The sequence below is a fragment of the Blautia sp. MSJ-9 genome, assembly GCF_018919065.1.
In the GTDB taxonomy this organism is placed as follows: domain Bacteria; phylum Bacillota; class Clostridia; order Lachnospirales; family Lachnospiraceae; genus Blautia_A.
Genome location: NZ_JAHLQG010000011.1, coordinates 1 through 12,868 on the forward strand (window position 1 = coordinate 1; position 12,868 = coordinate 12,868).

General features: G+C 38.1%; 12 protein-coding genes. All 12 read right to left on the reverse strand.

What is annotated here, in order from left to right; genetic code table 11:
• Positions 1-102: 102 nt before the first annotated feature.
• The 12 genes from KQI87_RS02070 to KQI87_RS02125 all read right to left on the reverse strand — a co-directional run bounded on the left by KQI87_RS02070 (position 103) and on the right by KQI87_RS02125 (position 12,867).
• Positions 103-381: a hypothetical protein gene (locus KQI87_RS02070; RefSeq protein ID WP_216458697.1), complete on the reverse strand. Its 279-nt coding sequence runs from the start codon at positions 379-381 to the stop codon at positions 103-105.
• A gap of 235 nt (positions 382-616) precedes the next feature.
• Positions 617-1,408 (reverse strand): Ig-like domain-containing protein, encoded by a 792-nt coding sequence (locus tag KQI87_RS02075; protein ID WP_216458698.1) that lies wholly within the window; start codon positions 1,406-1,408, stop codon positions 617-619.
• A 195-nt stretch (positions 1,409-1,603) separates the two neighbouring features.
• Entirely contained in the window at positions 1,604-2,098 is a 495-nt protein-coding gene (locus KQI87_RS02080) for a hypothetical protein (protein ID WP_216458699.1), read from the reverse strand.
• A gap of 294 nt (positions 2,099-2,392) precedes the next feature.
• Positions 2,393-2,989, reverse strand: a complete 597-nt coding sequence (locus tag KQI87_RS02085; RefSeq protein ID WP_216458700.1) for a hypothetical protein — start codon at positions 2,987-2,989, stop codon at positions 2,393-2,395.
• A 177-nt stretch (positions 2,990-3,166) separates the two neighbouring features.
• Complete coding sequence (locus KQI87_RS02090; RefSeq protein WP_216458701.1) at positions 3,167-4,237, reverse strand: hypothetical protein; 1,071 nt, start codon at positions 4,235-4,237, stop codon at positions 3,167-3,169.
• 316 nt (positions 4,238-4,553) lie between these two features.
• Positions 4,554-6,476, reverse strand: coding sequence for a hypothetical protein (locus KQI87_RS02095; protein ID WP_216458702.1), 1,923 nt, complete (start codon positions 6,474-6,476; stop codon positions 4,554-4,556).
• 135 nt (positions 6,477-6,611) lie between these two features.
• On the reverse strand, positions 6,612-7,031 hold the full coding sequence (locus KQI87_RS02100; protein ID WP_216458703.1) for an Ig-like domain-containing protein: 420 nt from the start codon (positions 7,029-7,031) through the stop codon (positions 6,612-6,614).
• Between the two features lie 203 nt (positions 7,032-7,234).
• Complete coding sequence (locus KQI87_RS02105) at positions 7,235-7,459, reverse strand: acyl carrier protein (RefSeq protein WP_117676612.1); 225 nt, start codon at positions 7,457-7,459, stop codon at positions 7,235-7,237.
• A gap of 20 nt (positions 7,460-7,479) precedes the next feature.
• Positions 7,480-8,679: a diaminopimelate decarboxylase family protein gene (locus KQI87_RS02110; protein WP_216458704.1), complete on the reverse strand. Its 1,200-nt coding sequence runs from the start codon at positions 8,677-8,679 to the stop codon at positions 7,480-7,482.
• Positions 8,676-10,199, reverse strand: coding sequence for an amino acid adenylation domain-containing protein (locus KQI87_RS02115; protein ID WP_216458705.1), 1,524 nt, complete (start codon positions 10,197-10,199; stop codon positions 8,676-8,678). The genes KQI87_RS02110 and KQI87_RS02115 overlap by 4 nt, the downstream gene beginning before the upstream one ends.
• Before the next feature lie 189 nt (positions 10,200-10,388).
• Positions 10,389-11,369 (reverse strand): hypothetical protein, encoded by a 981-nt coding sequence (locus KQI87_RS02120; protein ID WP_216458706.1) that lies wholly within the window; start codon positions 11,367-11,369, stop codon positions 10,389-10,391.
• Positions 11,356-12,867 (reverse strand): MBOAT family O-acyltransferase, encoded by a 1,512-nt coding sequence (locus KQI87_RS02125; RefSeq protein WP_216458707.1) that lies wholly within the window; start codon positions 12,865-12,867, stop codon positions 11,356-11,358. Before KQI87_RS02125 ends, KQI87_RS02120 begins: the two co-directional genes overlap by 14 nt.
• Position 12,868: the final 1 nt, after the last annotated feature.

A 12,868-nucleotide genomic window follows, 5' to 3' on the forward strand; every position in this document is an offset into this window, starting at 1 on the left:
AAATTTTAGTAAGACGTTGTATCTTGATCCATCAATATCCCATTTTTTATCATAATCAAATCCTTCTGCTGATATTTTCATCAATGCAGTATTGGCAAATTGCTAAGTTAATGACATTGATACATACCAGTATGTTCCTGAATAATTTACTACATCTACTGTATCAGTATTGTACAGTTTTCCAATAATATTGCTGTCATCATAGCACTGTGCATTACGAAGTGCCAGATATCCGCTTGCCACATTAACTCTGTAAGATTCCTCCGGGCAGGCATGACATAACTTTGCACTAACCGGTAATGACAATACAAATGCCATTATAACCATCATCATCCATTTCCAGTTAAATCTCTCTGCTAAATTAATTCGTTCTTTTCTCATAAGACATCCTCCTTTTGATCTGCGGTATATTTTTTCTATGTTTTTGTTTTGCTTACCTTGTACTGTTATATTACAGCAGCTTTTCCCGGAAGTGTTCCTATGCTGACGAATGACCAGTTTTTTGTGACGAATAGCATTTTATCCTTAAATTAACGTCGATTTTCGGTAACAAGTAAGCATAAGAAAACAGAGTGTATTCCATCAAAGTTTGGATTACACTCTGTTCTATTTTGATTTAAAAATTATTTTGTTTAAATTTAATATATTTAGAGGAATCTTTATACAGATGCGAAGGCCCTTCTCCAATATTAATAATTTTGTCATTCTTTATAACGTAACTGTCAATACAATTATGTCGAACACTATATAATGTATTATTTTCATATTTAAGACACTCACACGCTCTACAAGCAATTTCTTCCAACTCGTTTACTTGATTTCCAGAATAAATAAACACTGTACACTGATTTGCCATCATTTTTCCTCTCTTTAAAGGATCACTTGGATTATATGGATCATATAAACTATTTGTAGCAAGTAAAACCGGATATTTAGATCCTTTTACTGTTTTTATTGTGTAGTATTTATATTTACCCTTATTCTGTCTTAAAAACTCTTTATATTTGTTTTCTACGTTATTACTTACTTTCACTTTAATCTGTACCTTATAGATATTACTGCCCTTAATTACATTAACATATACAACTGCATTTCCTGACTTTACTCCTTTTATAATTCCTTTAGAACTTACTGAAACGATTTTATTGTTTGATGATCTGCAAGTAAATTTCACTCCCGTCATTCCTTTTAAATTCAGTAAATTTGCTACCTGTCCTTTTTCCATTGTTGTGCTGAACATCTTCTGCGAAAGTAATTTTCCTACTGTCAAATTAAGGTTGCTTATCTGCTGTGAGTTTTTTATTTCTGCTGCTGATGCTCCCGTAGTGAATATACCACAAGTCAATATCATACATAATAAAAAACAAAGCACTCTCGTCCATTTCTTTTCTCCCTTTTTCATTTTCATTCCCCGTCCTTTCCTTGCCTAACTTATTTCTGATAAGTTAAATATATCAGATTTCTGATGAATATGCAGATTTCGTGACGAAACGCATGATTAGCCTGCTGAACGACCAAATGAATATAAGAAAAAGAGACTATAATTTATAAATCATCAAATTATAATCTCTTTGCTTTTTGTATTTAATTGTTTTTTTGTTTATTATTTAATTTTAACTTCAATACTATTTTTCATATATTTAGCAATAGTATTATCATATTTAGACTTGCTTACCTTCTTACCATTAATCGCATATCCCTTTTCAAACTTCCCATTAAACTTCTCTGCCTGTACAATTTTTCTTGCACTTGTCCCACTAATTTTAAATATAGTATACGACATTCCCCCTGTGTTTCCATTAGGTAACATTACTGTATGACAAGTCTTTGAAACTCTAAACGACATATTATATCCTTTTCCATATCCAATAACAGCTACATTCATATTTCTTCTCGTTCTTGGATTATATGTTCTAATCTCATTATAGCAATATCCCTGTGTTCTGTTATTCATAAGTAACTCAGGTATCCCATTTCCATCTACATCTATAATTTTGTAATATCCGCTTTTTCCTTTCATATAATTCATATAGCTTGCTACTGCGGCATTATATACAGATGACGCCGCCATCGTTGGTACAGTTGTTGTAAAACACAAAAATATTGCATCCTCCTTTTGATCTACGTTATATTTTTTCTTATGTTTTGCTTACCTTGCTGTTATATTACTGCAGATTTTTTCTAAATTGTTCTTCTGCTGACGAATGACCAGGTTTTTGTGAAAAATGGCATTTTATCTTTACAAAAACAGAGTGCACCCTATTAAAGTCTGGATTACACTCTGTTTCAATTTTCATTCCCTGTCCTGAGTCAAGCGGATAAAATCATCTGCTTCGCTACTTGCTCATAACCAAATAACTTCTCCGCAGTTTATTTGGTTATAATATAGGATTTACCAGGTCCCATATTTCCTAATATGTTTTCCAGCTAGTTCAGATGCTCCATTTGGGCTGAAATCAAATGTATGATATTTAAGTACTTTCCATTGATAATCATATTTATCACCATAATCATCAATATTCGTAGAACAAGATTTACTATGCCCCAGCCAAGGTGTGGAATCCATTTTTTGCTTGTAAAACATACTTGTGATATACATATCAAATCTTGCACCGGCAGGAGTAGGAGAACTGCCGCTGAAAATAGTACTACCATATTTTGCTTTCTGCTCATCATCGATACCTGGTGTGTTCTGAAGCAATTCTGACATTTGCCAAAAACAATACGGTATAGAACCTGGCTCTGCTGAAAATTTTTCTTCAGCTGAATCATCCTCATCTGAAACAGAAAATGCAGGCACATACCCATCTGCACGAAATGTCCATGAATCAGTGATATCATTAAGATAATCCACATATTCAGTAATTTCTGCTTTACTGTGTGATTTTTTTGGTGTTAAAGTAGCGGCACTGACTGGGGCTGCCATGGTTGCTACAGTAGCAACTGTAACTGTTAAAGTTACTAACTTCCTTAAAACTTTTTTCAACATATGTATTTTCTCCTCCATCATGTATTTTTCTCATTACCAGCATTCTCTCTGTTCTTTGTCACTTCTGATAAGTCTAAAATAACAAATTTCATCCCAATATGTAGATTTTATGATGAAACGTAGCTTTGGAAAGATGAATAACCCAAATTAATGTAAAAAAGAAATTATACTCCCGAATTATTCGCAAATTAGTCTCGAAGTTCCATAGTAAGTAATGTTTGCTTTTGAAATATAAATATTTTTATTTTTGCGCGGCACCCATATTGCACCATGTTCATATCCCGGTTTTGTTTTTAAAACAGCTTCTCTTATTGAAACATGACCGTTATTTTCTACCTGTACAATCATAATTGGAGCCGCTTTTTTACTGATAAACGTTCCACCTATAATATCTGTAGATCCCTTGCCTCCACAACATAAAGCATATGAACCACCTGTTATTACTCCCCCTTTTATAAAAATTTCACCACTCAGAACATTTGAAATTGCATATGCACTACCTGTTATCGTACCACCTTCTATCGTCATTTTCCCGTTATTACGTATCCCAACTGAACCTCCTGTATAAGTTCCACCCGTGATCGTAACTTCTCCACTACGATTGTAAATAGCTGTGTTCTTTGTCCTATATGTTCCTCCTTTCAGGAAAACGGTACCATTCACTATCTCAAAATAAGATAAAATATTATAAGTTCCTTTATGAATAACTGTTTTTCCCCCTTTAATAAGCATATTGCCATTTACCGTTGCATTTTCACTTTCCAGAGTCCCCGCATCATTATACATTCCACACAGTTGTGCGCCTCTTAAAATTGTCCTTCCATTATTTCTGATACTTCCAAATTTTCCTTTTTTCATGATCAATGTTGCACCTGGCTCTACAATAAAAGAAGTTCCATTTCCGTTCTTGACGGTTACAGTTCCCTTCTTTACAATAATTAGCCCATGCAAAGCATCTTTCATGGAAAAAGTCTGAAAGTTTTTGAAATCAATTGTATAGCTGGTATCTTTTTCTAATACTACCGCCTGTTCATAACAGTCTCCCTTCCGATATACAATAGTCTGTCCTTTTTTTACTGCTTTTACGGCTTTTTCCAGAGTCATATATCTCTTACTTCCAATCCTGACAACCTCTGGGTAAGGTACTTCTGATGTTTTTGCTGCTTTTACCTTTACCGGACCACTAAAGAACACCATACATATTAAACAGCAAAACATCAGCATCCATTTCGTCTTTCTTTTTGTCATAATCAATTCCTCCTGACTTTTATTATTTTGACAAATTTACAATATCAATAATTGATCGAAATAAATTAGAATCATGATGAAATGCTTGTTTTTTCTAATGAATAACCATAATCAGTACAAGAAAGAATTATCCTCAGGAAGGCTTTATTATGTCATAGACTATGACATAATAAAACAAAGAGACTATCATTCACAAATTGAATCATAATCTCTTCGTTAGCCAGACAGATATCCACACTCTGCCTTCGAATACAATACTTATATTTTACAACAACTGCTGGCTTTCATTTCCATTATTACAGCATCTTAACACCATTTATCTCTTAACGCTTTTCACAACTGAATAAGAGCTATAAACATTCTTTCCATTATTCTGGCATACTGCGCGTACTTTATATTTATAGGTCATACCTTTTTTCAGTTTTCTGTCTGTAAAGGTTATTGATGCAGTGGTTCCTGCTTTTTTCCAGGTTTTGCCGTCATATCTGTATACCAGATATTTTGTCGCTCCTGCAGCCTTTTTCCAGGTGAGTTTCACTGCATCTTTACCGGAAGTTTTGGCAGATGTTACAGTTGGAGTTCCTAATGTGATCTGATATGTCTTTTTGACCGATCCTGTATAATTTCCTTTTCCTGTAATTGTTACAGAAGCAGTTCCGATTTTGGTATTAGATTTACAGGAAATGGTATAGTCTTTATCCTTGACCAGTTCCTTGCCTTTATATGTAATCTTTACCTTCGGAACAACTGCCTTACCTTTATATGTATATTTGTTCGGCATGGAAATGCTACAATTTGGCATTTTTACTGTATCCTGTACGCCCAGCTCAGTTACTTTAAATGTAATCTTTTCACTTGTTGCTGATTCCGGTCTGATATAGTATTCTGTATTCGGATTAAGTCTGAAAGTTTCTCCGGATTCGTTTCCGCCACATTCTTCCATATTCTTTGTCTCGGCATCATATTTATAAACGTCCAGATACTTTACTTTATCCAGTGCTTCTATCACATACTCTTCGCTGTTTCCGGTTTTCAGACGAAGCCACGCTTCATTTCTTCCTATATTGTCAACCGTAACTGTACCACTTCCGTTAATTGTAGGCATAGATGTAAGCGGCTTCACTTCTACATTTTTTACGCATACTTTCTGCTCAGTATCTTTTATCGTAAAATATACATCATAAGTTCCTACCGGAACCGGATCATACCGCCACATATCATAAGAACCTTCATAATCACATTTCGCAATCAATTCTTTCCCCGTCTTGGTTCTACACCAGTAATCTGTAGGAAGCACCTGAGTAGTTCCGTTTGCATAGGTAACTTCGATTTTTCCGCCTCTTAAATACATTTCATAGTATCTGGCTGTTCCTTCGTAAGTATATTTAATTTCCGGTTCCTTAATAAGTTTTACAGATGTAATCTCACTTTCATATTCCAGTTTGAAATTTACTTTTTTGAGACTTGTGTTATACGTCCATATATAATAGGTCTTCCCTTTTTCAAATTTTTCTGAAGTGTCATTATTAAAATCTGCATCCGAAACATTAATTGACACATCATCCGGCGATGTGATCCTGCAAGGAGTATCATACTGTGGAATAAATTTCACAACGGCTTTATTACCGATTACTTTTACTTCAGTTGTACATGGATTGGAAATATCCTGCTTCAATTCAGTTGCCTGGTCTGGATGCAGTACCTGGATTGGAATTGAATTACTCTGGATATCTTTGTATCTGATCACACACTCATAATCTCCAGGCTGCACTTCGCCAGTTACTCTCTGTCCGCTTTTGTCCAACAGACAAATATCATATACATTGTAATATTCATCCCTCGCTACGTAAGCGTTAGATTCCCAGTCTATTTCTACCTGAGATTTCTCTCCGTTTGTATAAGTAATCTCAAAACACATACCCCAGAAATCCAAGCCTTCGTCTGGGTAATCTTCCAGCCTGTACCAGACATTGCTTCTCTTTGGTTCCTTCACAATGGAAATACTCTCAGGTACCGCATTTTCATTGTCTTCGTCGTCATCTTCATAGCTTTGCGCTACTGGTACTTCTTCTGCATTTTCAGAAAATCCAGCTATCTGTTCCTCTTCACTCTGGTCTGTAAACTCTGCTGATGCTTCCGCCTGTTCTCCGCTTGTAAACTCCGCTCCCATTGCCGGGATTCCTGTGGAAACCATCATAGTTGCGGCTAAAATAACTGATACTGCTGTTCTTTTTTTCATCTTATTTTTTTGTCCTTTCTGTATATGGTTTATATTTTTATTTCTATATAAAAAATTTGCGCGTCTAACTCAGCACTAAGTAGCAAGAATGCGACGCGCAATTTTTCAGTCAGTATTTTATTATTCTTTAATTTCTTATCTACGTCCCTTCACATGCCCATCACATACACTAACTCTAACTTTCACATATGTTACCTTCGTTCCTCGCATAACTTTAATGGTTATCACCGCTTTTCCAGTTTTATTACCTCTTATCACACCTTTGGAATTTACGCTTACCACCTTATTATCAGATGAGCTATAACTGATTCTTGTTCCTGTCATCCAGATTGCTTTTGGCAGTCTCTTTGAACAACCTTTATTAATACTCACACTGGTGAAATTCAAAAACGAAAACATCTTTGCATCAGATGAATCTGTGTGTGTTCCCTGATAAACTGTTACGGCATTTGTTGTTTGTGCTGCTGGTACTTCTGCACTTGCGACCCCACAAGATAACATCATACATAATAATAAACAAGCTGCTTTTTTCATTCTTTTCTTTTCCTTTTTCATTTTTCATTCCCCTTTTCTTTCTATCTGATTTTATGTATCTCTTGTTGATGATGTTAGATTACCATACAAAGTCTCATTTGCATTCAATTGCTGACGAACAGCATATTTAACCGACAAATGACCTGTTCTGAGCAAAAAAAGAGTGCCGCTTTCAGATTTATGATCCAAAAGTGGCACCCTACATCAATATCTTATTCAGTTAATCAATCTTTCAGTCTGCACACCATATCCCACAGTGCTTTTGCAGAGTTGAAGTTCTCCGGGATGATATCTGCCGGAGTGATTGTGATGTCATAAGTATCCTGCAGTTCACTGACAATTGACAGGATTGCAAAGGAATCAAGGATTCCGTCATCAATTAAAGTATCGCAGTTTTCAAAGTCTGCATCCGGCTGGATTTCTTCCAGTAATTCGATTAATTCTTCCATCGTATTCTCTCCCTGTTTTCTTATTTTTCTGAGTTTAAAAGATCTGTATGTACACCATCCCGCACCATGCGCAGTCCTTCTTCCTCTGTCCAGAAATAGATTCTCGGAAGCGGACGGCTGAGGAATAAATAGATTCCTTCTGTCACGGAATAAGCACCTACCCGTTCAAATACCAGTATATCATGAAGCTGCGGTTTGTGAAGTGGAAAACGCTTTACAACTACATCACTGACTGTGCAGAGTGCTCCGCAGAGATTCCAGGATTCTTCTTCACCTTCTGTTTTCTCGTTTCCTTCTGCATCAAGCTGTGTGCAGTATGGCTGCTTCATCGCCATTGCCTGACCATAGTAATTCAGGTGATTGATCCCTCCGTCCATGATCACATACGGCTGTTCTTTATTTATCTTCATATCCACGATTGATGTCACGTAATATCCGCAGGCTGCTGCCAGAAATCTTCCCATCTCAAGAACAACCTTACCCTTGAAGTTAAGTCCTTCCAGAAGTGCTCTGAATTCGCTCAGAACACTCTCCACATCCTCACTCTTATCCTTCTTAAAATACGGAACAAAAAATCCCGGACCATACTCAAGCACTTGTGCTTCAAATCCGCTTTCAGATTTCAGCGCCCCGATAAATTCATCCAGATGCTCCAGCTCTGTTTTCATCTGGCTGAGGTCTTTCTTCTGCGTTCCTGAATAAAACTGAAGACCTTCTATCTCAACCCCCGGATAATCTGTTCTATTGGAAATAATCTGCCTGATATCCGCTTCATCTACACCAAACTGATTCCCACTTGTCACACGGATCAGCACCGTAATCTTCATGCCAAGTCTCACTGCAGTTTCATTCAGAATCTGTAAATGCTGCAGAGACTCTACGGTATACACACCCTTTCCGCCATATGTAGAAAGTACATATTCCACATCTTCCGGATTCTTATACACACCGGAAAGAACAATTCTCTCCATCGGCACACCGACGCGCTCACAGATTCGAAATTCACCCGGTGAGCACACTTCAAATGACGGAACCACATCCATCATCGGGCCTGTAAGAAAAGGGTTTGCCTTCATAGCATAACATAACTGTGCGCTCTCTCCAAGACAGCTCTGCACTTTTTTTACAAAATCCTTCATCTTGTCCAGATCAAAAACATAAGATGGTGTCGGAGTATGCTCTTTCTCAATCAGGTCTTTCATAAATTTATAGGAACTCATTTCTTCTTTTCCTCCTGATACATAGCTGTAAGCGCTTTTCTGTCAATCTTTCCGTTCTTTGTAAGCGGCATACTTTCCACCTGACGGAATACATTCGGAACCATAAATGCAGGTACATACTGTCCCAGTGCTTTTGCCAGCGGTCTTCTCTCGATATCACCTTCGTAGAAAGCTACGATCTTACTTTTAGCTGTATCAAAGATACAACAGCTTCTCACAATCTCCGGAACTTTATCCATAGCAGCTTCAATCTCGCCAAGCTCAATACGATGTCCCATATGCTTGATCTGGAAATCCTTACGTGTTGCAAAACACAGCTCACCAAGCTCATTATAATAAGCAAGATCACCGGTTCTGTACATTGGTTCCAGGTATCTGTCATTCAACGGATTCTGGACAAATGCCTTCGCTGTCTGTTCTCTGTTTTTGTAGTAACCCAATGCAAGTGCGCTTCCTGTTACACAAAGTTCACCATTTTTATTCTTCTCTGTAACCAGCTTATCCTCTTCATCCAGAAGGAAAACTTTCTCATTCGGAAATGCTTTACCCATAGGAAGTACATCTCCTGGCTGAAACTCTCTATCCACAATATAGTAAGTACAGTTGCATGTGATCTCTGTCGGTCCATAAATATTTACATACATAACATCCGGCAGATATTTTCTCCAGATATTCAGATGTTTCACAGGCATTGCCTCACCGGAGAAAAGAATCTTCTTAATCTTATCCGGCACTTTATACTCAAACCCATTCAGCGTTGAAATAATGCACAGCGCAGATACCGCCCAAACCAGTGTTGTCACTTCTCTCTCGATCAGATAATCGATCAATTTCATCGGGAAAGAGAACAGCTGCTTCGGAATGATCTGAACTGTCGCACCCGTTTTCAGTCCGGAGTAAATATCTTTCACAGATACATCGAAATCCCACGGAGCCTGGTTTCCCATAACATCTTTCTCAGTGATATCAAAAAGTTCTGTAAAACAGTCGATAAAGTCAAGTACAGAACGATGTCCTACCACAACTCCCTTCGGAACTCCCGTAGAACCGGAAGTAAAGATTCCATACAGCGGATCCACATCCAATGCCTGTTCTCTGATCTCCTTCAGTACTGTCTCATTCTCCGGTTCTGCTGCCAGATCCGGTGCCATCAGAACCGTTCCTTTAAATTCAAGTTTCTCCAGATCCTTCAGATATTTCTCAGATGTAACGATCACATCACTGTCCAGAATTCCAAGAATCTGCTGCAGTCTGCTCGCCGGCTGCTTGGTATCCATCAGTACGTAGAAGCATCCCGCATAGACAGCGCCCATAAAAACTCCAATGGTTTCTACACTCTTCTCCATAAATACAGGTACCGGGTTTCTTGGCGTGAAATGTTTCGCAAGTGCAGTTCCTGTTCTGCGTGCGGTCTGTTCCAGTTCCTTAAATGTGCAGGATGTATGTTCATCTGCAAAAGCTGTCTTATCCGGATATTTCCGTGCGGATTCTTCCAGATATTCCAGAATACTTGTTTTCATATGTAATTCCTCCCCTCTGTACTTCACAAGGTTTTTATTCATTTTACTACTGTCTGTCCTATTTTCACAATATCAACAAGTAAATATTTACAATTAAAGCAGGAAACTTTTTTGATTCATTCAAACTAAATCAGGTAAGTTCCTGCTTCAATTACCAGTAACCATAATCAGTAACTAATATTTAACTAATCAATTTTTCTGTCCGACGCTATCCAGAACCTGTGCAAGAACCTTTGAATATGCTTCTGCCGCATCTCCATTCATATGTCCGTCATAGTCTGTATAAGCTTTCAGGTCATGTGTAAATGTCTTGAAATATTCTGTGTTAAAGTTCAGATACTCCACACCCTGTTCCTCAAAGAACTGGCCGAAATATTTCCATGCAGCATTGTAATTATCGCTGTAATCCTTCAGTGTATTAATCGGAATCGGTGTTGTTACTGCCACAAATTCAATATCATTTTCTTTGCAGTATGCGATCAGCTTTTTCAGATATTCCATGTTTTCTTCATTTACCTGACCCTCTTCATAGAGCTTCGGTTCAGACTTCTTAAGCTTCGTCACGTCCACCGGATATCTCTCGATAAATCCGCTCTCATGATATTCCTGAGAATCACTCTTCAGATGAGATACATCATAATCGCCGGATACTTTCTGGGTGAATGTATCCTTTACCTTCGGCAATTCATAGCTGAGAGAATATTCATACCACGGAAAAAGCACAGTACGGAAATTACATTTTGCAATAGAATTCCAGAAGTACTCCACCTTTGCTTTTGAGATCGGGAATTCATGATAGAAAAGCAGATAGTTATTTCCTTCTTCCTTCTCTGATACAAAATATCCCGGGTCAACCTCGTAGATAATTCTCTTTGGATTCTGTTTCTCTTTGATCAGTTTGACCAGATAATATGCATCAATTCCATACTCGCCGCCGACACAGAGATTATGTCCGCTGCGTCCCGTAACTTCCTCCATCACATCCGGATTAATATCCATTTTTCCATGGGAAGTTCCAACAATAATATCGTCAAACTGCTGTGTCACAACTGCATGCACATCATTTCTCATAAATGTACATGGATAAAGTGCCAGGTCAAGTGCTGCCAGAAGAGCCACACACACGACCAGTACCAGGAACGTTTTTAAAACTTTTTTAAAATTGCGCATAAATAAATCCTCTCGCTACTGCTGTTGATCCAAAGAAACCGATGGATGCCAGCAGACAAAAATAAATTGCTACAGTAATTGGCAGACTCAGTCCTGCAAGTGATTCTCTTATCTTCATGCCACGTTCCTGAAGGACACTTACGATAAACAGAATAATGCAGCCTACTGCCAGGATTGCCAGTGCATAAGGAGTAAAAGCAGTTCCCTCTTTACCGGCCGGGATCAGCAGTAACTGTGACGGTGCAAACTTTGTAACAGAGAGCTTCATCATATGAAAAGCCTGTCCCACTGTGTCCGCTCTGTCAAAGAACCAGCTGATATTTACCAGGATAAAAGTACGTATGATCATAAATACATGATACCAGTTCTCTTTTCCAGTGATGTTGAATTTCTTTTTCCAGTTTCTGTAATGTTCTGCCATAAGTCCGCTGAAAGCAATGATAATACCATTGTACATACCGTACACAATGTACTTCCATGCTGCACCATGCCACACACCAACCACAAAGAATACGATCAGGTTAGCCAGACAGATTGGCAATGTACGTCCGGTCTTTTTGCCAAATACTTTCTTGCCCCATTTGCCGAATTTACCCATCCATTTGGATAAGGTCACCGGATAGAACACATAATCCTTCATCCAGGTACCGAGTGTGATATGCCAGCGGTGCCAGAAGTCTGTAATGGAAATGGAGAAGAATGGACGCTTGAAGTTCTCATCCAGTTCAATTCCAAACATAGACGCAATACCGATTACTACATCCATTCCACCGGAAAAGTCTGCATACAGCTGAACTGTGTAAAATAAAACGCCAAAGATAGCAAGTCCGCTGTACTGATCCGGATTATCAAAAATCGCATCTACAAACACTGCTGCCCAGTCTGCCAGGATCATCTTCTTAAAGAAGCCCCAGAGAATACGTTCAAATCCTCTGGCAATATTCTTACCCTCGAACTTATGCGGCTCATAAAGCTGATGTGCCAGACGGCTGTATCTTCCGATTGGTCCCTGAAGGATCTGCGGAAAGAAGGAAACAAACAATGCATATTTTACAGGATTCTTCTCTGCTTCACAGCGTTTCCAGTACACATCCAGCAAATATCCGGATGACTGGAAAGTATAAAAAGAAATTCCAAGTGGAAGCAGAATTTCCATTCCTCTTAAATTCATATGGAATAAAGCATTAAGATTCTCGATAGCGAAATTCGTATACTTCACAACTCCAAGCATACCGAAATTCAATATCAGTCCGAGAACCAGAAGGTTTCTGGCACCTTTGTGGCTTCCGCCTGCTTCCGTCTTCTCAACTGCAAGTGCAATGCCCCAGGTAACCAGTGTAGAAAAGAGGATGAAGCCCACATAACGGACACCACCAGCCAGATAATAAATGTAGCTGAAACATAACAGAACCAGCCACTGGAGTTTGTGCGGTACAATATAATAAACAAATACACTCACCGCCACAAACAGTAAAAACAAGTTTGAAACTAATGACATG

Coding starts and splice junctions, on each gene's coding strand:
- KQI87_RS02115 (WP_216458705.1), bottom strand. CDS start 10,199: ATGAAAACAAGTATTCTGGAATATCTGGAAGAATCCGCACGGAAATAT.
- KQI87_RS02085 (WP_216458700.1), bottom strand. CDS start 2,989: ATGTTGAAAAAAGTTTTAAGGAAGTTAGTAACTTTAACAGTTACAGTT.
- KQI87_RS02070 (WP_216458697.1), bottom strand. CDS start 381: ATGAGAAAAGAACGAATTAATTTAGCAGAGAGATTTAACTGGAAATGG.
- KQI87_RS02105 (WP_117676612.1), bottom strand. CDS start 7,459: ATGGAAGAATTAATCGAATTACTGGAAGAAATCCAGCCGGATGCAGAC.
- KQI87_RS02090 (WP_216458701.1), bottom strand. CDS start 4,237: ATGACAAAAAGAAAGACGAAATGGATGCTGATGTTTTGCTGTTTAATA.
- KQI87_RS02075 (WP_216458698.1), bottom strand. CDS start 1,408: ATGAAAATGAAAAAGGGAGAAAAGAAATGGACGAGAGTGCTTTGTTTT.
- KQI87_RS02110 (WP_216458704.1), bottom strand. CDS start 8,679: ATGAGTTCCTATAAATTTATGAAAGACCTGATTGAGAAAGAGCATACT.
- KQI87_RS02095 (WP_216458702.1), bottom strand. CDS start 6,476: ATGAAAAAAAGAACAGCAGTATCAGTTATTTTAGCCGCAACTATGATG.
- KQI87_RS02100 (WP_216458703.1), bottom strand. CDS start 7,031: ATGAAAAAGGAAAAGAAAAGAATGAAAAAAGCAGCTTGTTTATTATTA.
- KQI87_RS02125 (WP_216458707.1), bottom strand. CDS start 12,867: ATGTCATTAGTTTCAAACTTGTTTTTACTGTTTGTGGCGGTGAGTGTA.
- KQI87_RS02120 (WP_216458706.1), bottom strand. CDS start 11,369: ATGCGCAATTTTAAAAAAGTTTTAAAAACGTTCCTGGTACTGGTCGTG.